This window comes from Micromonospora sp. WMMD723 (assembly GCF_049863385.1).
GTDB lineage: Bacteria > Actinomycetota > Actinomycetes > Mycobacteriales > Micromonosporaceae > Micromonospora > Micromonospora wenchangensis.
Genome location: NZ_JBMKNR010000001.1, coordinates 6,843,880 through 6,870,693 on the forward strand (window position 1 = coordinate 6,843,880; position 26,814 = coordinate 6,870,693).

The 26,814-nt window shown below is 68.8% G+C and carries 23 protein-coding genes and 1 riboswitch; of the genes, 18 read left to right on the plus strand and 5 right to left on the minus strand.

What is annotated here, in order from left to right:
* Positions 1 to 60 precede the first annotated feature (60 nt).
* Positions 61 to 1,317 (plus strand): glycosyltransferase family 39 protein, encoded by a 1,257-nt coding sequence (locus ACN261_RS29615; protein WP_425853380.1) that lies wholly within the window; start codon positions 61 to 63, stop codon positions 1,315 to 1,317.
* 92 nt (positions 1,318 to 1,409) lie between these two features.
* On the opposite strand, the gene ACN261_RS29620 is transcribed toward ACN261_RS29615, so the two are convergent.
* Complete coding sequence (locus ACN261_RS29620) at positions 1,410 to 3,668, minus strand: NACHT domain-containing protein (protein ID WP_425853381.1); 2,259 nt, start codon at positions 3,666 to 3,668, stop codon at positions 1,410 to 1,412.
* Positions 3,665 to 3,979: a hypothetical protein gene (locus tag ACN261_RS29625; RefSeq protein ID WP_363790349.1), complete on the minus strand. Its 315-nt coding sequence runs from the start codon at positions 3,977 to 3,979 to the stop codon at positions 3,665 to 3,667. Before ACN261_RS29625 ends, ACN261_RS29620 begins: the two co-directional genes overlap by 4 nt.
* Positions 3,980 to 4,368: 389 nt before the next feature.
* Here ACN261_RS29625 and ACN261_RS29630 point away from each other — a divergent pair, with 389 nt between their 5' ends.
* From ACN261_RS29630 to ACN261_RS29690, 13 genes are all read left to right on the plus strand, one after another.
* A complete protein-coding gene (locus tag ACN261_RS29630; protein WP_421482988.1) occupies positions 4,369 to 5,058 on the plus strand; it encodes a hypothetical protein in 690 nt (229 codons plus the stop codon).
* Between the two features lie 81 nt (positions 5,059 to 5,139).
* Positions 5,140 to 5,865 (plus strand): hypothetical protein, encoded by a 726-nt coding sequence (locus ACN261_RS29635; RefSeq protein ID WP_421482989.1) that lies wholly within the window; start codon positions 5,140 to 5,142, stop codon positions 5,863 to 5,865.
* Between the two features lie 14 nt (positions 5,866 to 5,879).
* Positions 5,880 to 6,455: a hypothetical protein gene (locus ACN261_RS29640; protein ID WP_421482990.1), complete on the plus strand. Its 576-nt coding sequence runs from the start codon at positions 5,880 to 5,882 to the stop codon at positions 6,453 to 6,455.
* Between the two features lie 144 nt (positions 6,456 to 6,599).
* Entirely contained in the window at positions 6,600 to 7,862 is a 1,263-nt protein-coding gene (locus ACN261_RS29645; protein ID WP_425853382.1) for a helix-turn-helix domain-containing protein, read from the plus strand.
* Between the two features lie 70 nt (positions 7,863 to 7,932).
* Positions 7,933 to 8,922, plus strand: a complete 990-nt coding sequence (locus ACN261_RS29650; protein WP_425853383.1) for a DUF932 domain-containing protein — start codon at positions 7,933 to 7,935, stop codon at positions 8,920 to 8,922.
* 119 nt (positions 8,923 to 9,041) lie between these two features.
* Positions 9,042 to 9,440: a hypothetical protein gene (locus tag ACN261_RS29655; RefSeq protein ID WP_425853384.1), complete on the plus strand. Its 399-nt coding sequence runs from the start codon at positions 9,042 to 9,044 to the stop codon at positions 9,438 to 9,440.
* Between the two features lie 721 nt (positions 9,441 to 10,161).
* Positions 10,162 to 11,175 carry an NlpC/P60 family protein gene (locus tag ACN261_RS29660; RefSeq protein WP_425853385.1) on the plus strand — a complete coding sequence of 338 codons (1,014 nt, stop codon included), beginning with the start codon at positions 10,162 to 10,164 and terminating at the stop codon, positions 11,173 to 11,175.
* Positions 11,176 to 11,277: 102 nt separating this feature from the next.
* Positions 11,278 to 12,255: a hypothetical protein gene (locus tag ACN261_RS29665; protein ID WP_425853386.1), complete on the plus strand. Its 978-nt coding sequence runs from the start codon at positions 11,278 to 11,280 to the stop codon at positions 12,253 to 12,255.
* Between the two features lie 128 nt (positions 12,256 to 12,383).
* Positions 12,384 to 12,713 carry a hypothetical protein gene (locus tag ACN261_RS29670; protein WP_364308975.1) on the plus strand — a complete coding sequence of 110 codons (330 nt, stop codon included), beginning with the start codon at positions 12,384 to 12,386 and terminating at the stop codon, positions 12,711 to 12,713.
* 88 nt (positions 12,714 to 12,801) lie between these two features.
* Positions 12,802 to 13,152 carry a hypothetical protein gene (locus ACN261_RS29675; protein WP_421483002.1) on the plus strand — a complete coding sequence of 117 codons (351 nt, stop codon included), beginning with the start codon at positions 12,802 to 12,804 and terminating at the stop codon, positions 13,150 to 13,152.
* A gap of 588 nt (positions 13,153 to 13,740) precedes the next feature.
* A complete protein-coding gene (locus tag ACN261_RS29680; RefSeq protein WP_421483003.1) occupies positions 13,741 to 14,286 on the plus strand; it encodes an RNA polymerase sigma factor in 546 nt (181 codons plus the stop codon).
* Positions 14,283 to 15,299: a CU044_5270 family protein gene (locus tag ACN261_RS29685; RefSeq protein ID WP_421483004.1), complete on the plus strand. Its 1,017-nt coding sequence runs from the start codon at positions 14,283 to 14,285 to the stop codon at positions 15,297 to 15,299. Before ACN261_RS29680 ends, ACN261_RS29685 begins: the two co-directional genes overlap by 4 nt.
* A 324-nt stretch (positions 15,300 to 15,623) precedes the next feature.
* Positions 15,624 to 16,457 carry an IS5 family transposase gene (locus tag ACN261_RS29690; RefSeq protein WP_425853387.1) on the plus strand — a complete coding sequence of 278 codons (834 nt, stop codon included), beginning with the start codon at positions 15,624 to 15,626 and terminating at the stop codon, positions 16,455 to 16,457.
* Between the two features lie 1,121 nt (positions 16,458 to 17,578).
* On the opposite strand, the gene ACN261_RS29695 is transcribed toward ACN261_RS29690, so the two are convergent.
* Complete coding sequence (locus tag ACN261_RS29695; RefSeq protein WP_425853388.1) at positions 17,579 to 20,368, minus strand: transcriptional regulator; 2,790 nt, start codon at positions 20,366 to 20,368, stop codon at positions 17,579 to 17,581.
* A 137-nt stretch (positions 20,369 to 20,505) separates the two neighbouring features.
* On the opposite strand from ACN261_RS29695, the gene ACN261_RS29700 reads away from it, so the two are divergent.
* Both ACN261_RS29700 and ACN261_RS29705 read left to right on the plus strand, forming a co-directional pair.
* Positions 20,506 to 22,440: an Hsp70 family protein gene (locus ACN261_RS29700; RefSeq protein ID WP_425853389.1), complete on the plus strand. Its 1,935-nt coding sequence runs from the start codon at positions 20,506 to 20,508 to the stop codon at positions 22,438 to 22,440.
* Positions 22,441 to 22,539: 99 nt separating this feature from the next.
* The gene (locus ACN261_RS29705; protein ID WP_425853390.1) at positions 22,540 to 23,403 is read left to right on the plus strand and encodes a hypothetical protein; all 864 of its coding nucleotides are present in this window, start codon (positions 22,540 to 22,542) and stop codon (positions 23,401 to 23,403) included.
* 378 nt (positions 23,404 to 23,781) lie between these two features.
* On the opposite strand, the gene ACN261_RS29710 is transcribed toward ACN261_RS29705, so the two are convergent.
* Positions 23,782 to 24,219, minus strand: a complete 438-nt coding sequence (locus ACN261_RS29710; protein ID WP_425853391.1) for a hypothetical protein — start codon at positions 24,217 to 24,219, stop codon at positions 23,782 to 23,784.
* Between the two features lie 469 nt (positions 24,220 to 24,688).
* The gene (locus ACN261_RS29715; protein ID WP_425853392.1) at positions 24,689 to 25,147 is read right to left on the minus strand and encodes a Fur family transcriptional regulator; all 459 of its coding nucleotides are present in this window, start codon (positions 25,145 to 25,147) and stop codon (positions 24,689 to 24,691) included.
* A gap of 85 nt (positions 25,148 to 25,232) precedes the next feature.
* Here ACN261_RS29715 and ACN261_RS29720 point away from each other — a divergent pair, with 85 nt between their 5' ends.
* Both ACN261_RS29720 and ACN261_RS29725 read left to right on the plus strand, forming a co-directional pair.
* Positions 25,233 to 25,847, plus strand: a complete 615-nt coding sequence (locus tag ACN261_RS29720) for a superoxide dismutase (RefSeq protein ID WP_425853393.1) — start codon at positions 25,233 to 25,235, stop codon at positions 25,845 to 25,847.
* Positions 25,848 to 25,852: 5 nt separating this feature from the next.
* Positions 25,853 to 26,113, plus strand: coding sequence for a superoxide dismutase (locus ACN261_RS29725; protein WP_425853394.1), 261 nt, complete (start codon positions 25,853 to 25,855; stop codon positions 26,111 to 26,113).
* Positions 26,114 to 26,497: 384 nt separating this feature from the next.
* Positions 26,498 to 26,710, plus strand: a riboswitch (cobalamin riboswitch).
* Positions 26,711 to 26,814 lie beyond the last annotated feature (104 nt).

A 26,814-nucleotide genomic window follows, 5' to 3' on the forward strand; every position in this document is an offset into this window, starting at 1 on the left:
GCGACCTTCTTGGTGCGGGCAAGCCACCTGCGGATGGTGCAACTCGACTACGACGACGGGGTGTACTGGCAGACGGCGCTGGCGGTGGCCGACGGACACCAGCCCTACGCGGAGGTGTTCTTCGCACAGCCACCGCTCTACGCATGGCTGTCCGCCCTACCGTTCGCACTCAACGGCGGGGAACTGGCGGCACGGATCCTCACGATCGGCTGGGCGGTACTACTCGCCGCCGGAGCCGGCATCCTGGGCCGTGGGCTCGCCGGCCGGTACGCCGGGATGGCTGCGGCGCTTCTGGTGGCATTGCTGCCGCCGGTGCAGCGATACGGCTTCCAGTTCGGTGCTGATCTGCCCACCGCTGCCCTGGTCACCTGGTCGGTGGTGTGCGCAGGCCGGGGACGGCTGCGCTGGTGGCTTGCCTCGGGGACGCTACTGGGTGTGGCCCTGGCCATGAAGCTCATCGCGGTGGTCGTGCTGCCTGCCCTGCTCGTCGTGACGCTGATGAGCCGACGACGGCTGGCCGCCCTCGCACCGATGTCAGTCGCGGCGGTGGCCGTGTGCGTGCTGACGCTGATCGTGACCAGGCCGCCAGCGGTGGCGTGGGACCAGGTTGTCGCCCTGCACCTCAGCGCGGCGGACGCTCCAGCACAGCCGGTCCCCGCTGGGGCGACCACCATGCTCGCCGTATGGATCGTGCCGTTCGGTCTGCTGTCCGCAGCCGGGGCGTTCCTCTGCCTGCGTCGCCTGTCCCGGGCGCAGCGTCCCCTGGTGCTCGCGCTGCTGGTGTGGGGTGTCAGCGGAGTGGTCTTCGCGGGTCTGCACCGGCCGATCTTCGAGCACCACCTGTTGCTGTTCGTCGCTCCGGGAGCGGCGATCATCGCCGCCGGCTTCTTCACGCTGCTACGCCCAAGGATGCACCTGGTGACGACAGCGGCACTCGTGCTGACCTGTGTCGTGCAGGTGCTGACGATGCCGGTCAGTCCGCGCCTGGAAGCCAGCGCCATGCTGCGCTGCCTGCGCACCCTGCCCGTCGGGTCAGTCCTGGTCACCGACGATCAGGAGATCGCCGCCCGTGCCGGCCTGCGTACACCGCCGTGGCTGGCCGACACCTCACGGGTACGGATCAGCAGTGGCTACCTCACCACCAGCGACATCATCACGGGGGCGCAGGGTGCCGTGGGTGTCCTGTTCGCCCCGTCGGACCGGGCCAAGTTCGTTGATCCCGCCATCGCCGAGTGGGCACGGCAGGAATACCCCGCCACCTACAGGGCCGACGGCTACCTCTTGGCAACCGTCACTCCCCTGGGCTGCCGCCAGTGACGGGCACCCTCACTTCGGTGCCGTCGGTCTGGATCCGCCGCTCTCGACAGTGCCGCTGGTGCCGTACCACGCGCCGAGAGCGTGGCGCATGCTCAGCGGGCGGCGGTGATGTGCGCCTGCCCGTCCTGGTCGAGGCTGTCGTGGGCGAACCACTCACGCAACTGGCGGTGGCGGAACTGATAGCCGATCCCGGAGATCCGCATCAGCCCTGCCAGGTATGCCCAGTCGAGGAATGCGCCGAGCCGCCACGGCAGGTCACCGCGAAGCTTCATGATCGTCATGGCGATGACGTAGCGCAGCCACGCCTGCAGGCTGAGGACGAAGGCGCCGGCGAAGCCCAGGATCGCTCCCATGGCAGCACCGGCCCACAGCGGATAGCTGAGGAAGATCGGGAAGACCGTGCCGCAGAGCACGGCGCAGAGCAGCGCGAGGATGAGGTCGTTCTGCCAGGCGGTTCGCAGGTCGCTGCCGCCGGAGAGCCCTCGGTCCAGCCGGACCTTGTCCATGACCAGGCCGAAGAGGATCGCAACCACGACCCCCACGACGGCACCGACGATCCAGCCGCCGACCAGCCAGGCCAGAAGGCCCAGCGCCGCGCCGATCGCCAGGCTGATCTCCGCGGCTGCGGCGAGGCGCTGGGGGACGGTCATCTGCCGCATCGCGCGGCTGCGGTACTGCGCAGTTTTCGTTTTCGACCGTCGGGGCGTGGGGGTGATGGCGAGCCACCCGGCCCAGACGATCAGCACGATGCCGGCGCCAGCCAGCCAGACCAGGGCGACCGTCTGCTGCTCGGAGAGCCGCACCGAGCCGCTCCAGAGAGCACGCAGTGCCGACCCGCCGTGCCCTGCACCGCCGACGATCGCAAGCAGGCACGGGATAAGGAACCCCAGCGCGCACGCCAGGTGGATCACCAGGTGAACGAGACGCACCAGGTGCTGTCCGGCGATGGCCCACATCGTGTGTAGGGCCAGTGTGGAGTTCGAGTAGCGGGCCAGTACCCGCAACCAGCGCCGCAGTACCTGCTCGTTCGGCACCGTGAAACTCGATCCGGAGCCGCCGCGCTGTCCCGGCCGGATGATCCTCTGCTCTTTCCGACGGCGGTTCAGCATCGCCGACGGGAAGGCATCCAGCAGCATCGCCTCGAACCGTCCCGCCGTCTCACCGAGAAGCGTGGTGGGATCCAGCACGTCGGCGTCTGCCGCGGCCGTCAGCGCGAGGGTGAGCCGCCACGGCGTGCGCAGCAGATGGTACGCCGCCCCGTCTGCTCCGGTCCTCAGCGACGTGAGTACCGGAAGCCACCGCTGCTGCTCCACGCGGTCGCCGTCGAGACGCTCACTGACGAACTCGGTGATCTGATCAACGCTCAACGCACCGACCCGCACGACAACGGCCTCCATGACCGGAGGGTCGAGGGACTCGTAGACCGCGTCCCGGCACGTCAACACCACCCCGGCGGTGTCCTGATGCGATCTGCGGAAATCGTTGATGCGGTCGACAGCCCACTGCGGGTCCCGTGGGCTGTCCGGCGCGGGCTCCATCTCGTCGAGACCGTCCAGCACCGGCAGGATCAGACCGGAGAGAGCAAGTTCCTCGGCGTCCTCGCGGGGAACCTGGTACTGCGCCTGGAGTTGATGGGCGAGAAACCCGGAGAGGTCACCATCCGACCAGTTCGCCAGATTGAACCGGATAGGGACTGAGTTGGGTTCGGCTGGCCACTCGTCGTTGGACAGCCCAGCATCGAGGAGCTGGATAATCAGCTCCGTCGCCAGCACCGTCTTGCCCGCGCCCGGCTCACCGAGAATGACCAGACGCTTCGCCGAGAGCGCCCGATAGTAGTTCGCCACCTCACGCAGCGACCCGGACGGAAGATCACTACAGGCGGGTCGACCAGTCAGTACGTTGCCGGCCTCGATCGGGGTGAAGGTCAGGTCCGCCGGGAGTTCGGAAGGCCCCTTGTGCAGCAGCACCGAACGACCATCGAGTTCCTTGGTACGCACGACCAGCGCCAACTGCCGGGCACACTCGCGCAGTCGGGCGGGATCAGCGGCACCTGACCTCTCATCCATGTACGCCGCCTTCGATGGTCCCGAGCGGAACCCGGTCACCAGGAAGAGAGCAGCCATGCCTCCGCTGACCACCATGATGCTGTACAGCAGGGTCGACCGCGCATAGAGCGGGGCGGTCAGGAACCCGGCGAGGCACAGCACGCCGAGCCCCCAGGCGCCCACCTGACTGTAGTGGCGGAAGATATTGATCTGCTTGGCGCCGGGAGCGGCGATCGGTGCGATGCCGCCATAGACGTTGATGGTCTGGTGGTGCGTCTCCGGCGGCGGGCGGGACTGCGTGGTCACGTGCCCGGCGGTGGGGTGTTGAAGGTGTTGGTCTGAGTCCCACCAGGACCCACGATCGGTGCGATGCCGCCGTGGACATTGATGGTCTGGACGCCGGTCGACGGCGGTGGTCCGCCGTCGCCTGCCGGCGGCGACGTCGGGCTCGGCGTCGGATTCGCTGATCGTCGTGCCGTCACCAAGCCGAGAACGCCGAGTACGACAGTCCCGATGAAGGCCGCGACACTGGACCACTTGTCGGCCTTGTCCAAGCCCTCGCTGATCAGGAACACGGCCCAGAGCGCAGATGCCGCACCGGCCACGAAGAACGCCACAGAGGCCCGACCCAGGCGCATACCGTCATCATGCCCGACATCGAGGCGACGAGACGGCCCTCGCGTGGGGTGCCACTGAGTACAAAACCTGACAGAGGCCCGACACCATCTGGCAGCACAGCTCAGCCGCATGATCACGATTCCTGACAGCGCCGGTGCTGTCAGGTCACCACGCTACGGTGCGGCTTCTTCTTTCTGCTCGCACCGCCGCCCGTCTGTCCCCTTCCGGACCTGCCCCGCGCCACGGGATCACCTCCAGCCCACCCTCCCGGTCGGCCCGTGATCCCCACCCGCACCCCAGGGCAGTGCTCCGCCGCAGACGCCGCACCCCGGTGACCCGACCCCACACACCACCTCACCCTGCCCTGTCGCGAAGGGAGCACTCCGTCATGCCCACCCCCACTCCCCCCACCGGCCACGTGATCACCGTCTGCTTCACCCCCGGCGTGGACGCCGACTGGTTCGCCGCCTCGGAGAAGGTCCACGACCTGCTCCACATCAACGGCACCCCCATCCGCCGCTACCGGGTCCGCCACCGCCCGCTGATCGGCTGGCTGACCCGGTTCTTCGACTACTGGCTGCTCGACGCCGCCCGACGGTGCGGCGCGGTCACCCTCGCCGCCGGAGGCCGCAAAAGCCGCCTGGACCTCACCGGCACCGCCGCCCGCGCCGCCCACGACGCCGCGCTGCGCTGGCGGGCCTGGAACACCCACGTCGGCGCCACCACCAAACCGGCCCGCCCCTTCGAGGACTTCCTCGCCCAACACCACATCGCTCCGAGCACCGTCACCCTCTACGAGGCCCACCGCCGCTTCGAGCTGCAACCCCGCGTCCTGGCGATGCTCGCCCACACCTTCGACCCCTACGAACTGTCCCTCTACCAGGCAGGGGAAGCGACCTACGCCGGCCTGCACTGGCGCATCGCACTCATCGGCGACGCCCTGATCACCACCGACGGCCGTCTCCTCACCCCCGCCACCGACTCCGTCGCCGACCGGTTCCGCTTCCTCAACGAGGCCTGCGCCTACCTGCGCGCCCTGCGCTCCGACGCCCGGCTGTGCGCCGTCGTCACCGCCTGAACCCCCGCACGCCCTTTGAAGGCCGGTCAGCGCCCGCGCGGTGACCGGCCTTCGCCATCCCCGTTTGTAAAGGAGACCCCGGTGTTCCTGACCGACCCCGCGCTACGACGCATCGCCGCCGACACCAACGACGTCCTACCCGAACACCTGTGGCGACACGACACCGCCACCCTCGACCCACTCGGCGACCTCGCCCGCCTCCTACACCGCACCGCCCGCGACTTCACCGACAGCACCACCACCCTCGACCACACCCTCACCCGACTCGGTGCGCTCGCCGACACCACCCGACACCGGCTCACCTCCCACACCGACGGACCCCTGACCGGCTACCCGCACACCCTCACCGACGTCCTCACCGCCCACGAACGCCACCGCCTCCTCGGCACCCTGCTCACCGCCTGCTACCGCGCCTGGCGCAGCCACCGGCCGATCAGCGGCACCAACGAACGGCACCTGCTGCTGCACCCCGGCGACCCCTCGTGGGGCGTGGCCACGCTGCGCCGCCACCCCGACGGCACCTGGCTGGTGATGCCCGACGCCGAAGCCGCCACCGCCTTCGACATCCCGTACACCGACCGCATCGTCGGCGAGGTCACCGACACCGACCAGGGGTGGACACCGACCGCATACACCGACCCCCGACACCGCCACGGCCCGATGGCGTACCCGCTGCCCGACTGCGACGACCTCCCCACCGCATGCCGGACGCTGCTGCGCTGGTGGCAGCTGCGCCACTCCGACGCGTGGCGCAACCGCACCCCCGCACAGCTCACCCCCACCGAACTCGCCCACCTCACCAGCTGACCCCGGGACACCAGATGCCGCACCTCGACCCGGTCAACCGGTGGATCACCCTCACGACCGGCCGCACCCTCGACCAGCACGCCACCGACCCGATCCCCGCCGCCGCGCACCTCCCCGACGCCGCGGCCACCCTGCGGCACCTACGCACCGAACTGCTCCTCGCCGCCGACCAGCTCCGCACCCGGCTCATCAACACCGACGACCTGACCGACCCCACCGCCACGGTCACCGGCGTCGTGCAGACCATCACCGACCTGGGCCGCGAATACCGGCAGGCCCGCGACCGCGTCGACACCCTCATCGCCGACACCACACGGACCGTCCACGCGCAGACCCGCGAGGGCCGGGTGGTGCAGCGGCGCTACGTCAACCCCGGCGACACCGTCCTGGTCGCCCTGCCCCACACCGACTCCTGCCGCCGGCTGCACCTCGCCGGCCACGCCACCCACATCACCGTCGGCACCTGCGACGCCCGGCTGCGACCGTCCGGCAGCGTCCAGCCGCTGCGACTCGCCCACCCCGACGCCGGCATCTACCGCGACCCCACCAACGGACGCCTCTACATCCTGCGCACCACCACCGGCCACTGACGCCGCCGACGAGCCCACGCCACCCGTCGGGTCGAGCACCACCGCACGGCAGCGCGGGCGCGTGCTCGCCGCTGCCCACAACCCCGACACACCGCCGTCCGACACCGGGTCGGACGGCTCTCACCCCAGGAGGGGGAAACCCTGATGAACGACCTGTCCCTGACACCTGCCACGCAGGCCGTCCTCGACGCCCTGACCGAACTCGGCCAGGGCGACATCCACGAGTTGGCCGAGAAGGCCGGCAAGGCCCGCTCGACCACCGACAAGGCAATCAAGACCCTGACCGACGCCGGCCTGATCATCGCGGTGGACACCGACACCGACCAGGCCGACGGCCTCCCCACCCGGTGGGCCCTCACCACCGCCGCCGGTGACACCGCGCCGCCGGACACCGAACCCGCCGACGCGCACACCACCGGGGCCGACACCACCGTCAACCAGAACGGAGACACCGAAACCGGGGAGCAGACCGACCAGCCGGCTGAGGACACCGGCAAGTCGACCAACGACATCGAGAGCAACCCCGACGACGGCAGCAGCGACCGCGACGGCACCGAGGTAGGCACCACTCCGCCCGACCGAGACGACGACGCTGACGCGAACGGGCCGGCCGTCCTCGACGAGGGGGCCCACATCAGCGGCGACGACACCGAGCCGAACTCCGACGTGCAGGCCACGGCTCAGCCGGCAGCCGCCGCACCGCCTGCCCGCCCAGGTGACCGCAAGGTCATGACCATCAAGGCAGTCCTGGCCGACCACGGCGACATCGGCGTGACCCTGGAGGTGATCGTCGCCGAAAGCGGCATCGGGCACCCGACGGCCACCCGGCTGCTGACCGCGATGGAGCAGGCCGACGCCGCCCGACGCCTACCCGGCCTGCCGCCACGGTGGATCCCGGGACCGACCAAGGCCAGCGAGGTCGACCCGAACCCGCAGCCGCCCCGCTGCCCGCTGTGCTCCCAGGCCATCCGAGGACTGGCCACCGCACCAACCGCCACGACGGCAGTACAGCCGCTGATCCACCCGGACGGCACCCTGCACATCGTCGCCCCCGACGGCGAGACCCACATCGTCGTCCTACCCACCCGCCCCACCCTCCGCGCGGCGAGCACCACGACCCGGGTCGGTGACACCACCGTCAACGCCGACGGCAACCAGCCGTTCGGCCGCGGCGAACTGGAACGCCTGACCCTCGACTACCTCGCCGCCCACCCCGGCCGCCAGATGACCCCGCAGGACATCACCACCGCCCTCGCCGCGCAGCTCAACCGGGCAGTCAGCAACGGGGCCGTCCGCAACAACCTCACGAAGGCCGCCGCTGCGGGCCGCATCCTCCTGGTCGCCGACAACCCGCTCACCTTCCTCCACCCGGCACCCGCCGAGACCGGCACCCCCGACCAGTCCTGACCATCACCAACCACCGCGGGGGCCGAACCGCACGCCCGGCCCCCGCACCCGTATCGACAGGAGAACCCCTGTGCCACACGAACTGGAAACGTTCGCCGACGGGACAACCGCCTTCGCCTCCGCCCGCGTATCCGCCTGGCATCAGCTGGGCACCGTCACCCAGGACACCATGAAAGCCGAAGAGATCATGGCCGCCGCCCGCCTCGGTGACTGGGGCGTACGCACCATCCGCACCGTCGGCATCGACCTCGTCGACGGCGTCGAGGTGCAGGTCCCCGCCGACGACAAACGGATGACCGTCCGCCGTAACCCGGCCACCGGAGCCACCGAGTACCTGGGCATCGTCGGCACCGACTACACCGTGGTCCAGAACGAACAGTGCGCCGAGATGCTCGACCGCCTCGTCGACCAGGTCGGCGGCGCCCACTTCGAAACCGCCGGCAGCCTCCGCGGCGGCAAGAGCGTCTTCGTCACCATGAAACTCCCCGACGCGATGCACATCGCCGGCGTCGACCGCCTGGACCTCTACCTGATCGGCACCACCTCACACGACGGCACCGCCGCCCTGCGCGTCGACGCCAGCCCCATCCGGGTGGTCTGCGCCAACACCCAACGCGCCGCCTTCCAACACACCGTCGGTCACTACACGTTCCGGCACACCTCGAACGTCACCTCACAGATCAGCCAGGCCCGCGAGGCCATCGGCCTGATGTGGACCTACATGGAGACCTTCGAGAAGGCCGCCGAGCGGATGCTCCAAGCCGACCTGACCATGCGCGAGTTCGAACAGATCGTCGGCCAGGTGTGGCCTCTCAAGGACAACGCCTCCGAGCAGACCCGCAACAACGCCAAGCAGCGCCTCGGCACCCTCAAGTATCTGATCCGCGAAGCCGACACCCAGAAAGCCATCAGCGGCAGCCGATGGGCCGGATACCAGGCCATCACCGAGTACCTCGACCACTACCAGCCCGCCAAGAACGACACCGCCCGCGCCAACCGGGTCGTCACCGGCAACGTCGGCGACCTCAAGATCACCGCCTTCGACCTGCTCAAGGTCTGACCACCCCTCGCCCACCACCCGGGGCAGCGGCCACCGAGGCCGCTGCCCCGGCCCCATACCCGAAGGGATGCCATGGCACGACAGACGACCAGAGACGAAACTATGCAAGCAGCCAGCCGATGAGCAGCCACATCCGCCACCCCCACGACGTACGGCAGTCCGTCTGCGGTCTACCCGCCGGCGACGTGCTGCGGTGGGAGACCGAGGATCCATCCCGCATCGACCACACCTGCGAAGACTGCTACACACTGCAGCCCGAAGCGCAACGACCCGACGACGCCACCCACCCGCCCGGCGACGCCACCCTGATCGACACGTTGAGGCGCATCATCGCCGACCACCAGCACGCCAAGATCGACGGCGTCATCGTCGACGTGTGGTCGGCCTCCGTCACCATCCTGATCTGGGACCGCCTCCGGGACGACAAACGGCAGAAGCTGCTGACCCTGCCCTCACACGAACTGATCCTCCGGTGCATCGCGATCTACACCCACCTCACCAAGAACGACCGCGCATGACCAACCCTCCCCCACCACCCCGGCTCCCTGCCGATCAAGTCGTATACGAGGAAGCCGTGAACTCCAGAACGACATTCGCCTCGAACCGGACCGCACATCGCTGCGCGCCGAGGACCTGACCGACGGGGGACGACCACGACCTCCCATGGCGCGAACCGAAGACCTACGCCTTTCCACACTCCGGAGCGCCCCGTTACCTACACCCCGCCATGGCAGCGGCTCTGCGACTGCCGCTGCATCATCCACCACCAGCTACCACGCGCCACCTACCACCAGCCCGACCTGCACCTGCACCATCACCTGCGCCACCCAATCCCTCACCTGCCTGGCCGAACCCTCGGTACATGCCCTGTTCCTCGACCAACACGGCGACCTCTGCTCTGGCACGTCCCCGCTATGACCAACGGCAACTGGGACTGGGCCTACGTCACAACCATCGACACCCATTCCGACCGCCACCCCGCCATCATCGAAGACCTGCCACGCCGCGTCGCACACGTACTGACACCACCTCCCATCACACCCTGACCACCACCGTGGGCCGCCCGCATGGGCGGCCCACCGCCCTTTTCGTGCTTCACCACCCGGCACCGGGCGACGTACGCGGCCACGAGCACGACGCCGGCGCTGCTGCACCCCCTCAACGACAGCCCACCCGGCCCGGATCGCCACCGTCGAACCAACAACCGTTCGCACACGACACGAAGGAAGTGCCATCACGATGACCAAGGTCATCATCGGAGTTGTCACCGTCAGCGTCCTCGCCTGCCTCGGTCTACCCATGGCCCTGATGTCGGCCGCTACCCGCCCCGACACCTGCGGCACCGTCGCCGCACTTGCCACGCCCTCGGGACAGCCACCCGACATCGGAGCGTGGGATACCGAGCAGCTCGACATCGCCGCAACAATCATCGACGTCGGACGCACCAACGGCGTGCCCCGCCGAGGCTGGGTCATCGCCACCGCCACCGCCCTGCAGGAATCCGGCCTACGGAACCTGCCCCACCTCGGCCACCGCAACGACCACGACTCCATCGGCGTGTTCCAACAACGCCCCAGCCAAGGCTGGGGCAGCCCAGCACAACTATCCGACCCCGCATACCAAGCCAACGCCTTCTACCACAAACTGCTCACCATCCCCGGCTGGGAAACGATGCCACTCACCCAGGCAGCCCAAGCAGTACAGGTCTCCGCCTTCCCCAACGCCTACACCAAATGGGCCAACGACGCCTCCCACCTCGTACAACACCTCACCAGCACACTGACCGACTGCCCCGCCGTCGGACCCCCCGCACTCCCAGCCGGCTTCACCGTGCCCGCCGACACCCCACCGGCAGTCGCGACCGCTATCACCTGGGCCATCCGCCAACTCGGCACCCCGTACCACTTCGGCGGCTCCTGCACCGACCCGCACTCCGGCGACCCCACCAAGCAGTGCGACTGCTCCTCCCTCATGCAGGCCGCATACCGTGCAGCCGGCATCACCATCCCCCGCACCACCCACGACCAACTCCACACCGGCACGCCCGTCACCGACCCGACACACCTGCGTCCCGGCGACCTGATCCTCATCCCCGGCAGCCACGGCACCCCGACCGCACCCCGCCACATCGGCATGTACCTCGGAAGCGGAGCCGTCATCCACGCCCCCAGCACCGGAGACGTCGTCAAGATCGCGACGCTGAACAGCTGGACCAACCAGATCACAGCGATCCGCCGCATCCTCCCGCAGTGACGACCAAGCCCCAATAGCGCTCCGACCCGATCTCCACACCTGCTGGTGGGGTGGAAACGGTCCCTGCCATCATCGGTGTCTTCTCGTTCAAGCGGAGAGTCGATGATGACGGTTGACTGGTGGCAGTTACGGCACGCCTACGGCCGGGCGACAGACACTCCGGAGCATCTGCGCGCCCTGGAGTGCGGCGATGCCCAGGCCCGTGAGACGGCGCTGGATCATCTCCAGGTCGCAGTGCTGCATCAGGGTTTCCCCGAGACCGCGACTGCGCCAGCCGTCCAGGCCGTGACCGCCCTCCTCGCCGAAGGCCGGGCACATCCGGACACGGTCGATGCGCTCGTAGAGTTTCTGGGTGACGCAGCCTCGTCCGTAACCTTCCTAGCGGGGAACCCGCACTTCGCCGAGGAACTCCCCGACGTCGCCAATGCCGTGGCAGCGGCATACCCAGTAGTGCTGGCGCTGTTGAAAACGGCGGTGCCCGGCCGCGCATTGTTCTATGCGGAGCAGCTCACGGCGATCGCCCGAATGGCGCCACTGGTTAACCAGCGCGAGGACTTCGCTGCCATCATCAGAGATCAGCTGCAACACGGTCCCGGACCGCGAGGCCTCTGGGTCCGTTGCCTCGGCCAGCTAGGCGTGGATCTGCGCGACCTACTCTCCGACCCAGACCCCGCGGTCCGCCTGCGGGCCGCGCTGGTCCACGACGACGACCCACGGAGTCAACAGCTGATCCTCGCCGCGCTGGCGGAGCCGCCGCCTCCAAGTCTGCACCAGTTCGAACTCGTCCCCGCAGCGATCCGCGTCGCGCCCGACTTCGACACGATCGCAACGGCCGCTTGCGAGGTTGCCAGGCAGGACGGTTGGACCGGATTCGACGACGGATGGGGCGCCCTGGTGCGCTTTGCCTTCGCCGAGCCGCACGGCCCGCGCCGGCCATTGACCGACTCCCAGCGTGCGCTCCTTCGAGCTCTCGTCATCAACGACCAACTCTGGGATCCGAAGAACGGAAACTGCGGGCTGGTATTCAAGGAGGCCGGGCTGCCACACGACCGGGATGCCTGCCGCCAGCTTGCCCAGTGATGAACTCCCATGACCTGGACGTCCTGATCGGGCACCACGACCGCCCGAGAGGTGGTGGGGCTTTGTAACCTTGCGTAGTGACAGGAAGACGAGCTGGGCACCCAAGCATCCGGCTGGCAGGTGCCGGCGTGATGCTGGTTGGCTTGTTCTCCGCCAAGGACAAACAGGTTGAGGCGAAGCTTGACCTTCTGGCGGCTTCAGTGGAAGCACATGGTGGACGAGTGGTTGGCCGGCAGGTCCAGAGACGGGGTATCTCCCGCGGCGGTGCGAGCAGGATGACCTCGCCGTTCTCCCGGCGAACCCTGCTCAGCTCGGGCAAGGCCCACGAAGTCGCCGACGCATGCCGGTCAGCCGCAGTCGCCATGGCCGTCTTCGTCAACCCGTTGACCGACCATCAGCGGACAGTTCTCAGCGATCTCTTCGGGTGCCCGGTGGTCAGCGGCGACGACCTCGCCTGAACATCCGCCCATGCCGTTCTCGCGCCGCTGAAGGTCACCGGCCACTGGCGTCAGCGGCCCCGACCGCCGATCGCGGTACGGTTCCGCAGTGCCCGCCAACGTCAGACGACCGTTGATCTTTGTCGACATCGACGGCGTGCTGATCCCGCTACGGGCCCGACCGCACCAGGTCGGTACTCGTTGGAGCGGCACAGCGGCGGACGGTGCCGACCGCCACGGCAATCCTCTGTTGGACCGGCTCGATCCCGCCGACGGTCAACGGCTCCTCGCCCTGCCAGGTGAGCTGGCCTGGGCCAGCACCTGGATGGCCGAAGCCAACGAGGTCGTGGCACCCCGGATCGGTCTTCCCGCCCTCCCCATCATCGACTGGCCCGACGACGACGAGGAACCACCGCGTGGAGTGCACTGGAAGACCAGAGCCGTTGGTGCGCTGGGTTGAGGAAACCGCTGGGTAGGGACGCTCGTACTCGTACTTGTTTGGCTGCGATACGAAGTCCTGCCCGGGCGGCCACAGCTCGACCAAGCGGCCCCTCGACGATGCGCGAGACCCGCGCCCGACCGTTTCCGACGCCGAATGACGCGCTGACGAATTCGTTCAGGGGATTCCACCGGCGCTAGACAACCAGCATGGAATTTGAGGCGGATCCCGTCTCCCACGCGTGGTGGACGTCGAACCCCGGCCGAGATGACCCGGTACGCCGTCTATACTCCTGCGGTGGTGGCCGAGGCCCTAGATGCCGCCGACGACGAGTTGGGCCGGGACCTCTGTCCGGGAGCTGCCCCGGCACCGGATCCTGTCCAAACTCATCACCGCGGCCGTCGCTGCCCCCTAGCTAGGGTGTGTGTCGATAGCAAGGAATCTCGCAGCTCACGATGGTGGCTCTCAAGGCCCGCACTCGCTGCGAGGAGTGGGGCATCCGACGCTCCTCCACCAACCACTGGATCGAAGTGACCGAGCCGAGCGAACCTGCCCTGTAATGTCTGCCCACCTGCGGCCACAAGAGGTAGTGATGCTGGAGGGGGCCGAGTGGGCGCTGATCAACACGAGCACGAGACTTTTACGCGATCTTTCGCGTCGAGCTACCACCTGGTGCTGCGCTACTGCTACCGACGAGTCGGGGACATGGAGCTCGCACAGGAGCTCACGCAAGAGACGTTCGTAGTGGCGTGGCGGCGTCGCCATGCGGAGCCCTCGCAGCCACTTCCTTGGCTCTATGGGATCGCACGACGGGTGCTGGCTGACCAGTGGCGCGCCCGCCGAAGTCGGCCTGCCACCGTGCCCATGGCTGGCGTAGATGTTCCTAGTGAGGGCGGTGAGTTCGAGGCTGTCGGCCTCGCCCATGACCTGCAGCGCGCATTCGCCCGCCTTTCCGAGCCTGATCGTGAAGTGTTGCGATTGGTGACCTGGGAGGAACTCGACGTGTCGGCTGCGGCTCAGGTTCTGGGCTGCAGCCGCACGGCGGCTGCGGTTCGCCTGTTCCGAGCGCGGCAGCGGTTGGCACGACTGATGAATGTTGGAGCGCCTTCTACAGCCCCGAAGGCTTTAACACCCGCACGTGGAGGCATTCGATGAAATTGGAGAACGTCAGACTGTCGGACCTGGACCCTGCTCGCGATATCGACGTCTGGCCAGCAGCGCCTCATATCGATTGGCCGGCGGAGTCCACCGGCTCGTCTCGGCCGTCTCCCCGCTGGGGGATGACACGCCGTCCTCTGCTTAGCGCAACGGTTGCAGGTGCCATCGTCTTGGGTGCTGGAGTAGTCGCGACACAGCTCGTCGGGCCTACTGATTCAGCCCTCGCCGCCACCCCAGCACCGCTGCATATGCAATACGACCAAAAGGCACCCAGCGCGCACGGGGCTTTACTCGATTTAGCGTCCGTGGTTTCCGGTCGAGCCGTGGCGGACGAACAGCGCGCCGGCCGATTCAGCTTTGTGCAGGTAGGCCAGTGGTCCCTGAACCTGTCCTCCTCGAGGAGGGACGGTACCAGCGTCGCGGTAGTGCCTCAGGTCGTCTCGACTTGGCGTGCAGCGGACGGCTCGGGAAAGGTGATCACCGTTTCTCTTGATCCTTCGGAAGTCGGCGCGCAGCCCACGGCACGGACATTGGTGGCGGCGGCGGAGCATAAGTCTGGTGAGATCGATGTATACAGCGCCGGGCAGCTCGCTTCGGTCGTCACCGAGCCAGTGCCGCACGACGTAAACGCCCTAGCCGCAGCCCTATACGCACACCAACCTCGCGAGAATGGTCCGCAGTCGGCCGTCAGGGCAGTCGCGGACCTCTACCGCACGACGACCGTCGATCGGCAAGTAAGGATCGCGGTGCTTCAGTTTCTTGCTAGCACCGACGGCGTACTCCTCCGCGGTCAGGTTACCGACCGGCTGGGTCGTCAGGGTATGGCGGTGAGCGTGGACTCGTCCAACGGCAGCACGAGGGACTTGCTGGTGTTCGACCAGGACTCGGGTTGGCTCCTGGCATACGAATCAATATTCCTCAAACGGCCATCCAGGTTGCCGGTCAAGGTTCCCGCCGTCTTCTCCTACGTACTTTTTCTCGAGCAGGAAAGGCGACCGGACATGTCCTAATATCGAGCGAGAAAGTGGGGCACCCCGTCAGGGGTGCCCCACTTTCTCACCACTAGCTTGATCTTTAACCCGGGGTCGGTTGCATCGACCCTGGCTGATCATGGCCGCAGCCCTTGATCGATCATTCCTCTTGTCTAGGGAAGAAGATCGGGACCAAGGGCTGCGGGATGATCAGTGTGCATGACGCCGAGCGTGGAAGCGCGGTTGGGGACCTTGCGACGTTCCGTACGGAACTGCATCGTTGTCTGAGTGCGTGTTTGAGAAGGTCTGATGTGGACGGCGTGGCGGCATGACATCGGCTGCCGCGGCGGGCAGGGTGGCGTGGTGTCTGCGCGTCGTGGTTACCCCTCGGACCTGACCGACGCTCAGTGGACGCTGATCGCGGCGCTGTTGCCGGAGCCGAACACCGACGGCCGGCGGGAGAAGCACCCACGGCGGGAGATCGTCAACGCGGTCCTGTACGTGGTGCGGTCGGGGTGCCCGTGGCGCTATCTGCCGGCTGACCTGCCGCCGTGGCAGACGGTGTACTGGTACTTCACCCGGTGGGAAGAAGCCGGCGTGACGGAGAAACTCCTGACCACGCTCCGGATCAAGGCCCGGGTGCACCAGGGCCGCCAGCCGGAGCCGTCGGCGGGGATCATCGATTCGCAGAGCGTGAAGGGCGCCGACACCGTCGGCCGGGACAGCCGAGGCTACGACGCGGGCAAGAAGATCAATGGCCGGAAACGGTTCATCATCACCGATACCCTGGGCCTGCTGGTCACCGTGACCGTGCTCGCCGCGAGCTGGCAGGACCGCGACGGAGCCAAGACGGCCCTTCTCAGCGCTTACATGGTCACCCCGATCCGGCACGTCTTCGCCGATCAGGGATTCGCTGGTCGACTCGTCGACTGGACCCGCGACACCCTGCGGACCACGCTGGAGATCGTCCGCAAACCCGCCGACCAACGCGGCTTCGCCGTCCACCCACGCCGTTGGGTCGTGGAACGCACCCTGGCCTGGCTCACCGCCTGCCGCCGGCTCGCCCGCGACTACGAGCGCCAACCGGCCGTCTCAGCAGCCCTCATCCGCTGGGCCGCGATCGCCGGCATGACCCGCCGCATCACCCACGACCAACCAGCACGCCGTCAAGCCCGCCGCACCTTCACCTGGACCTGATCAACCCCATCTCAAACACGCACTGAGGGGCCGGTGAGGGAGCAGCGTATGCCTGACCCGCCATGGTCATCGACAGAAGACCAGCCAGCAGAGCGGCGGTAACAGCAGGTTTCTTGGACAGCACAGAGCCTCCCCGTCAATTGCCATCGGTGCATGGCTATGCATCAACCTATCGGGATCAGCCGTGAGTGCGCAACAAGCAACTCTCTGTAGTCGAGTCTAGACGGCGGCAGCCACAGTCAATGCGACCTGCGGGAGCGGCGAGCAGCGGTGTTCCCGTCATACCAAAGGGAGGCGCGGCTACTCAATGAAATCCACCCGACGACGACGGCTTGTTCGGCGGCGCCGCTTTGGAAGTAGCGGGCGGCTGTGTCGAGTGAGCAGGCCTTGGATCTGGGCGGGGTCGGCGCCGCCTTGCGGAGGCGGGTGGCATAGGTGTGTGGCGTAGTCGGTGGGGGCGCAGTCCGGGCAGGCCGGTGTCGGCGTCGACGGCGAGGACGATCTGAGCGATGCCGAAGGTGGTGAGCCTGCCATAGTGGCCGGTCCGCAGCGGTCCAAGCTCGGTGCCGCGGTGGCGGATCCAGGCGGTGGGTTGGTCGCGGGCGGGCGCCGGGACGGGACTGCGGCGAACCTTGTCGCCCTTGTCGGGCAGGCGGGCCGCGGAGTGCGGGGTGTCTATCCGTACAACCAGGGCGCATGGCGAGACCCGAAAGCCAGCAGAACCGAACCTAAACCGGAGGATCCGGACACCAGAGGGCCGCGCGTCCACGGTCCCTGAGGAGACGCGACCGGCACATTGCAGCTGTCGCTGGCGCGTGGGTGGGCGCGATTGTGGGACTATCAAACGGCTGGTGGCCGTCGGGGTCGAGCTGAGCGAGTCGGCGTCAGCGCGGCGATCCGGGCTCCCCCAACCCACCGAATGCGTGCGTTCGCTCTTGCCCGGCCGGGCGAGATTAGGCCGCGTACCGCGTCCTCACCCTAGTCGTCGACGCAGGGCTCCGACACCCCCAGCAGCCGCGCGGGCCTCCGCTCAGAGCGACGACATCAGGCCCCTGACCGGTTACTCCCAGTGCAGTGTGCGGTTCAACCTGAAATGTTCGGTATTTACATGCCCAGGGACGTTATAAGCCCTTCCGTAGTAGCTCTGAGTTCTTTTTGCTCAGGTTGGTGCGGAGTTGGGTGGCCAGGGTGATGGTGTCGTCGTGGGGTTGGGTGTCGAGGTCGTTGAGGGCTCTGGTAAGGGCGCGGAGGAGGGTGCGGATGCCGTCGGCGTCGCCGAGGGTGTGGCGGGCGTGCATCGCTTTGACGTAGAGGGCTTCGTTGTAGTGGTCGAGGGTGATGGCTTTGTCGAGCAGGTCGGATGCAGCCTGCGGATCATGGTGGAGTAGGTCGTCGGCGAGGAGAAGGTGGGCTTCGGTGCCCCAGCGTCGGATGGTCTCGCGGTGTGGGGGTAGCCATTCGTAGTCCTGGCCTTCGGCCAGTGGCGCGGCGCAGAGGTCGCAGGCGGTGGTGAGGAGTTCCCGGCGGCGGGGTCCGGTGGCGATGGTCGCGTCGCGCATCAGGTCGCGCAGGGTCCACACGTCGACGTCGACGGTCGTCGGGTCGAGTCGGTACCGGCCGGCGGTTTTGATGACGTAGGCGTTCTTGGTGTCTGCGGTGCCGGCGCGACCGAGTACGTGTCGCAGGTTCGACACGTTGGTGTGGACGCGTTGGTCGGCTTGGCTGAGGCGGGCGTCGGGTTCGAGGTACTCGCCGATTTCGCGGGTGGCGGCCCCGTCGGGGTGCACGGCGAGGTACACCGCCAGTTCGAGGGCTTTGGCGCGCAGCGGACGTCCCGGCCCGGTGATGCCTTCGATGCGCGGTGGACCCAGCACCCGCAGCCGAGCGCGCCCCGTGGGGACATCATCGGAGGGCCGGTCGGTGCCCGGCGGTGGTGCCGTGTCGGCGGGCGGCGTGTCAGCTCGGCTGGTGTGCAGGGGCACAGGCACGGCGGGTGCAGCGGCGGGTGGTGTGCCGGTGTGCGCCTCGCGGAGGGTTTGCAGGATCTGCATCGCCGTGGCGGCTTCCAGCACCGGCAGTTGCGGCGGCACCGGTCCGGCGGGCTGCTCGGCCACAGGGTGGGTGTGTCCGTCGGTGGTGACGTCGACGGTGGTGCCGGGTGTCCATTCACCGAGCAGGAGCGCGGACACGTGCAGGTCCGCGCCCAGGGTGAGGGCGGTCTTGGTCCGCATCCGGGCAGTGGGGGGTGGTGCTTCGGTGATCAGGACGATCGGTGGCAGGGCTCCCGCGTCGGGGGTTTCCGGGTGTGGGGTGGTGTCGAGGTCGGTCAGGGTGTGTTCGTCGAGGATGCGGCTGCGGTGCAGCAGGTGGGTTTCGATCGTGGTGAGTGCGTCGGTGAGGGTGTCGACGAGGTGCAGCCGTGGCCACGGGGTGAGGGTGGTGGCGTCGGGGCCGAGGAGGGTGGTCAGGGTGGCGGTGTCGATGATGATTTCGCTGCGGGCGTCGGGGTGGTGGGGGTCGCCTGCGGCGAGGACGGCGACGAGGGTGGCGCGGGCGGCGGCGTGCGCGCCGTCGCCGACGATGCCGATTCCACCACCGGGCGGCGACGTGAGTACGGGGTGCAGGCGCGGTGGCTGCTCGTCGCTGCCCGGCTCTGATGGGTGGGCGGTGACGGCGCGGCGGACCTGGACGACCGGTGCCGGCAGCGCGGTGAGGGGTTCGCTGTCGGGTTCACCGGTGTAGCGGCGGCGACGGTGCAGCCAGACCATCGTGGCGGCGGCGCTGATCGCGGCGGCCAGCGACCAGGGCAGCCACTCGGTGGCCGACAGCCGCACCCCATGGTCGTCGGTGGTCGTGGGTTCGGTCGGGTCGACGGCCGTGGGTTGTTGCGGGGTGGGGGTCGGCTCGGTGGGTGAGGGCGCTGACGGCGTCCCGCTGATGGTCGGGGTTCCCGGCGTGCTGCTCGGGCTGGCTGGCGGCGTTTCGGTGGTGGTGTCGGACGGTCGGGTGGTGGGTCCTGAAGGTTGCGGGTCGGCGCTGGCGGAGGCCGGTGGTGGCCCCGAACGGGGCGGGGCTTGCGATGGTGGGGTGGTCGGGGTCGCTGGGGTCGCGGCGTGTGGTGGGCGGGCGTCGGCGGGTAGCCGCAGTTCCCAGCCGGGGTAGATGAGGTCGCAGTCGCGCAGGGTGCCACCGCTGCCGGGGAAGTGGCGGTGTTTGTTCAGCTGGCAGATCTGCGGCCACCGGTTCGCGTCGCCGAGCCATTCCTTGGCGACCTTGGACAGGGTGTCGTGGCGTTCGACGGTGTAGAGGTACCGCTGGTCGGCGACCTGGATGATCGCCGGGCCGGAGGCGGGTGCCTGGCGGGGAACATCGATGTGTTCGGCGGTGGCGACGGGGGTCGTCGGCCGGTCAGGTGTTGCCGCCGCGTCGAGGGAGCCTGCGGAGGTGACGGCGAGCGCGGCGGTGCCGGCCAGGCCGAACACCAGGCGGTGCAGGGGTGCCGGCAGGGTGAGCGCCGGGATGCGCCACCGGGTCAGCGTGGTGACGAGTTCGGCGACGAGGAGCAGGGCGAACACCGCCCACAGCAGCCACATCACCCAGAACGCCGCGCCGATGAGGACGTCGGGGGTGAACCGTCCGCTGGAGCGTTCGAACCAGGCGGGGATCTGCGACCACTGCGGTAGCCGCCGCAGCGGGTTCCCGCCGGCGAGCCACAGCACGGCTGGCACGACCACCAGGAGGATGCCGGCGGCGGCCACGACCCGGGCTCCGGTGGCGACGGTGCGGGAGAGAGGTACTCGACGGGGTGGGATGTCGCAGGGCGGGTGGACCGTGGCCCGTGTGCCGTACTCGGCGAGTCTGTCGCCCCTGTCCGAGGACACCTTCGGCACCCGTCCCTCCCTGCGACTCATCGGTGAACTCTCCGCTTACAGGAGAATGCACGTCGCTGGCTATTGCGTCGAGAAGGATTCTCACCATCCGCGCACAAAGGATCACGCGGACAATCAGGGTTGACGTCGCCACACCCCCACGGGCCAGACTGCCCCCCATGCCACACGGGGACACCACGGCAGCCGTCGATCTGAGTTCCGCCTCCATCGCCGCGACCGTCAGCCGCGACGGCGTCCGCGTCCCGATCCTCATCGACGGCCGCCTCGTCATGCCCCCCGGTGTCGTCATCGGCCCCACCGGGCACCTGTACGTCGGCGTTGACGCAGCGACGTCCATCCCGGCGGACCACCGCTTCGTCGACGACCCGACCGCCCTGCTCGGCAAACCCGCTCTCACCGACGCCACCGACGCCGCACCCACCGACCCCGTGGACCTCCTCGCGGCAGTGCTACGGCATGTCGGCCAGCACGCCGCCCACCAAATCGGTCAGCCGATCACCGCCCTCACCGTGACCATCCCACCGAGCTGGGGGCCACGCCGCCGCCAGCAGGTCACCGAAGCCGCACAGCGCGCCGGCCTACCGTCCCCTGCCCTGGTCACCGCACCCGCCGCGCTCGCCGCCCACGCCACGACCCTCGGCCACCCCACACCCGCCGGCTCCTGCGTCCTCGTCTGCCAGGCCGACCGGCACCCGGCGACCCTCACCGTCCTGCACACCACCGACGGCGGCTACACCGAACTGGCCACCCGACACCTCGACGACACCCCCGACCTCGACCGCCTCATCACCGACCACGTCATCCACACCGCCACCGGCGACGACGACCCCCTCCGCACCCCCGGCGACGATCCCGCCACCGCAAACGACCACCGCGCCCTCACCGACGCCGTCCGCACCGCCCGGCAACTCCTCGTCACCCAGGAACGCGCCCCCGTCCTCCTCCCCGCACCCCGCCAACCCGCGATCATCACCCGCGCCGACGTCACCCGCGCCGCGCAACCCGTCCTCGACCAGATCCCCCGCGCCGTCACCGACCTCCTCGACGCCGCCGACGTCGACACCGGCCACCTCACCGCCGTCATCCTGCGCCCCAACCCCGGCCTGCCCGCCGTCGCCGAGCACCTCGCCCACACCACCGGCACCACCCCCGTCCTCGTCGACCACCCCCACGCCCTCACCGACGGCGCCCTGACCCTCACCGCCCACCACCAGCCCGCACCCCGCGCCACCGCCGCTCGGCTGCCTCGCGTCCGGCTGCGCATCAGCGACCTCACCGGCACCCTTCTCATCGGCGCCTGCTCCCTGGCGCTGCTCGTGCAGGCCGTCCTCACCGCCGACATCACCATCCACAACACCTGGGTCGTCGGCGCCCGCACCTCGCTGCCGCAACTCGGTACCGCCGGTGCCCTCGCCATGCTCACCGCCATCGCGATCGCCCACCTCGCCCCCACCACCTGGCTCACCGGCACACCCACCACCCCCACCGAGGAACCCACCACCGGCAGCCTCATCCGCCGCAGCTACCTCGCCGCCGCCGTCGGCGGCACCATCACCGCCACCCTCTACGGCCTCGCCACCGGCACCGCCTTCTCCTTCGACTACACCTCCTACCTCAAATGGACCCTCGGCGGCGCACTCCCCCTCGCCGCCTGCGCCACCCTCATCGCGGCCACCGCACCCCGCATCCCCGCCCATGCCCTCCCCCACTGGCTCACCCTCACCCGACCCGCCATCACCCACGCCGCCACCGCCGCAGCCGGCATCTGGCTCATCCGCGCCGCCTACACCCTGTCCACACCCATCGACCTCACCGGCATGCCCGGCCTGGCCAGCACCATCGGCGCCGCCCTCCTCGGCACCGCCACCGCCCTGACCGTCAGCCGCACCCGCACCATCCGCCTCATCACCACACCCGGCCTCACCATCGGCTACGCCCTCGTCATCAGCTACAACACCCACAGCGCCCTGATCATCGGCTACCTCGTCGCCCTCACCTGGTGGGGCATCCGCCTCACCGCCGACACCCTGCGACTCGCCTTCCCCCACACCGGAAACGCCCTCCGCCGCCTCATCGATCGCCCCGGCAACTGACGATCCGAGGAAACGCAGACCAGCGCCGTACGCTGACAGCCCGACGAACCCGCATGCAGGATCGGCGGTGGTGCCGGGCACGGCGTGGAGAGGTTGACCGTGATCAGCTGGCTCTCGGATGTGTGGTCACGGACGCATATCGTGCGGATCCTCGACGGCGGCGAGGACGCCGGCCCCCTGGCCGACCGGGCGACCCTGGCCGAACTACGTTCCCCCTCCACGATCGAAGCGGCACGAAAGCTGACCACGACCGGCCTCTTCACCGAGAACATCTGCCGCTGCCCCGGCGACACCACCATCACGCTCCACGATGACTCCGATGAACTCGTCACCACTGCCAGCCTCCACGGCTACAGCAACATCAGCTGGGAACGGCAACGCCTACACAACGACCTGCACGTGGCAGATCCCGCCGCGCTGCACCTGCTCCTGGCCACCCACGGCGTCCCGGACCAGATCCCGCTGTTCCTGGCACCACTGACCGACCTGCTGAATCTGCACGAAGGACACCCACAGTTCCGACCCGCCGGAGACGCCGGCAGGCAGCACCTGACCGAACGGGCCGTCCCCCACGTACTCCATCCGGTCCTGCTGCCCCTCACCGGCCAACAAGTAGGCGAACTGTCCACCACACAACTTGATGCCATGAACGATCAGCTCACCACCATCGCACCTTCACCGGTCGACCGCGCGCGAATCCTCCTGTCATGGCTCGGTCGACTCCCCATCCCCGCCGAGGCGTTCTGGGGCGAAGGCGCACTCATCCGGCACCTCCTCGCGGACATCCCCCGGGCCGACATCGCCACCGCAGCCCGTCACGCATCCACCGGACACACCGCAATGGGCGTAGTCAACCTGGCCCTACATACCGGCGACGACGGCACCCTCGCCACCGCCATCAGACCAGCCCTGCGGCGACTACTGTCAGTCGCTCCGACGCCCCACGCTCCCGCTCAGCGTTGAACGATGTCGCCACGTCGCGGCGAGTTGTGTGAACGCGCAGGTGGTCGGCGAGTTTGCGGATGCTCCACCGGGTGAACGCCGCCCCAGTTTCTCGGAGCGGGCGTTGGCCGTCTCGACGATGGATGCCTCGTCATCGGGGCTGATCTGGCCGGGACAGCCCCCACCGCCCGCCTCAGTCGGATCGGTGAACCGGCTCCCCGACGGGTGACTCTGAGCAGCTGCTGACCTTCTTGATCACTGAGCCGCCGCACGCGTACCAGATCTGCCACAGCCTGATCGCCACGACGCCGCCCCGACCGACACCACGGGCGGCGTGTCAACCAACATCGTGAACATTCATGGTCACGGCACAACCCGCACCCGGCCAGGGGTTCCCGGTCAGGTCCGCTTACGGCTCGCGATCTGGTCAGAGAGTTGCCGCACACGGGCGGGGTCCGCGTCACGGGCAAGGGCGACGTAGTGGTCCATGACGGCCGGCCGGTAGCGCACGGGCAACGTCTGTCCTGGGGCGAGTCGGGCGAGCTCGGTGATCGTGAGGTCTTCGTCGGCGATACCGCGGAACGAGATGCCCTCGGCGGTCTCCACGTCGAACATCAGGACCACGCGAGGGTTGCTGTTCACCTCCCGCCAGCCGACGAGGACACCGAGCGCAAGCACCCCCGTACGTAGGTCCGCATTGCGCTTGCGTGCGTCACTGCTCAGGAGCGGGTTCGGGGCGACGCCCGGGAAGTCGGGCCCGACGCCCAGTGACTCCCGGCTCAGGTCAGGCCTGAGCTGCGCCACCATAGCGTCGAGCTTCTTCTTCCGACCGAACATCCTGACCCCTCCCTCACCGGTGCCGGGATCTCGGCCTGACGCCTCGCCACCATCGCGATCATACGTCGCCAGTCATTCCCTTCCGACCCAGGCGTCCCAGCGCTTTCAGGAGCATCCCCTCGAACAACGACCACTGGGCATCCGAAAGCAACATGCCTAAGCATCAAACGTTGCGCGCATTGACATGACCCCGAACGATATCCACCGGATCGGAGGCGATGCGCGGCTACTCGCAGTGTGTGCAGGTCGGCTTCCGTGACGACGTGGTGGAGCCGAGGCTGATCCGCTAGCAGCGCCTGCGCATCCCTGCGGTCTTCGAGTTGTGTGTTGGCAGGTGCCGTCGCGCGGAGGGCCAGCGAGTAGCTGCCGGTCAGCCCGCCGCGGTTGCGCACCCCGGTGCGGTGAGCGCGTGCCGGGCGCGCGGGTCCGACCGACACCGGGGCGGGGGGTGTGCCGGCGGGTGCGGTCCTCAGCGGGCCGTTGTTCGGCACCGCGCACGCCGCCCGTAGACCACGTCACCGCTGGGCTGGCCGGATAGTTCCGTGTTGATCCCGACAGCGCGGGCGGCGGCCACGCTCGCCGCGATGGCTTCGGCCGGCAGTTGCCGCCGGTCGCCGCGGGTGCCGCAGACGGCGTGGTGATGGGCGTCGTCGGCGAGGCCGAAGGTTGTCGTCCTGCCGACCGGCACGGTGTGGGCGATGCCCAGCTCGACCAGTTGCCGCAGCACCGGATGCACGGTTGACAGCTCCACGGCCACACCACGGGCGAGCAGGGCTTGATACAGCTCGTTCACGGTGAGGTGCCCGCGGCCACCTACGGCGTGGGCGAGTTGGTCGAGCACTCCGCGCCGGGCCACGGTGTTGCGCAGGCCAGCGCGGCGTAATCGCCGCACCGCGGGGTTCACCCGCTCGGTCTCCGATGTGGTCAACCGCCGCTCCTCGCCGCACGATCACCGGTTCTATTGCAAAATGGTGGCAAGAGCATAAGATTGGCAGCAACCCCGAGGAGTTCTGATGGCGGTCTACACCCTGCCCGATCTGCCCTACGACTACGGCGCGCTGGAACCGGCCATGTCGGGGCAGATCCTGGAGCTGCATCACGACAAGCACCACGCCGCGTACGTCAAGGGCGCCAACGACGGCCTGGAGCAGCTCGCCGAGGCCCGGGCGAAGGGAGACTTCTCGACCCTGGTCGGCCTGGAGAAGACGTACGCGTTCAACCTGTCCGGGCACGTACTGCACTCGATCTTCTGGAACAACCTCTCCCCGGACGGCGGTGACCGTCCCGACGGCGAGCTGGCCGCCGCGATCGAGGAGCACTTCGGCACGTTCGACGCGTTCGCCGGGCAGCTGTCCGCCGCCACCAAGGGCGTGCAGGGCTCCGGATGGGGCGTGCTGGCCTGGGAACCACTCGGGCAGCGGCTGATCGTGGAGCAGGTCTACGACCACCACGGCAACGTCGGCCAGGGCTCCGTTCCACTGCTGGTCTTCGACGCCTGGGAGCACGCCTACTACCTGCAGTACCGCAACGTCCGGCCGGACTACGTCGACCGGCTGTGGAACCTGGTCAACTGGTCGGACGTGATCGCCCGCTTCGACGCCGCCCGCGCCACCACGCCAAAGATCTGATCGGCGTGACCAGCCCCACCCCGGCAGCGGCCGAACTGGTCCAACGCGCCGCCGGGGTCATCGCGGCCAAGCACCGCGGTGACCTCGGCGGCGCCGAGGAGCTGCTCGCCGCGTTCAGTTCCGAGCAGGCCAAGAGCCTCGGCTTCTACCTCCTGGCAGACCTGAGCCTCGGACTGCTCCGCGCGCAGAGCGGCCAGTCCATGGACGATCTCGTGCGGGAACTGTCCCTGCTCGTCGCCGCCACCGCCGCCCCGCCCGACAGCTGACGGCGGTGGTCATCCGGTCGGTGCCGCCGGCACCACCAGACGTACCGACGGCACCGACCGGAAGCCCGCGCTCGCGCGGCCCTGCCCGCTGTCACCCCCAACGGCTCGCTGACCGCGGCCGCACCACGGGCAACCGAGCGGGCGCATCCCTGGCAGCCAAGATAGGCGAGCCACGGCAGCGAGACGGATGCAAGATGCGACGCCCGCGCCGGTGGTCAAACGCTGGCGGCTCGGCGACCATCGCGCTGTTACCCGCCTCGGGTCCGCGAGGCGGAGGATCCCGAGGCCGCACAGACGGCCGAGGCGGCTGGCCACCCATGGCCGAGTACCGCGAATCCTGTCCCGCGCCTCGGACGCCGCCTGCAGCAGGAGTCGGTGGGGCGTACGATCGCAGGCGGCGCTGGTTCGCCTCTCCCGTGCGCGGGTGGGGCGTCGTAAGAGGGAACCCGGTGTGAGACCGGGACTGCCCCGCAGCGGTGAGTGGGAACGACCGCCGTCAACGAAGCACTGGACCACATGGTCTGGGAAGCGACGGCCAGTAGGCGACCCTGTGTCACGCCCACGAGTCCGAAGACCTGCCAGCGCTGCGCGTACCGCCGGTACGCGCCGTCGGCGGCCTCTCGGGAGGGCCAGGGCGGAATGCCGGTTACGCCGTGGCGTATCCGTCTTCCTCTCGGGTGGTCGCCGGACACCGCGAGGGA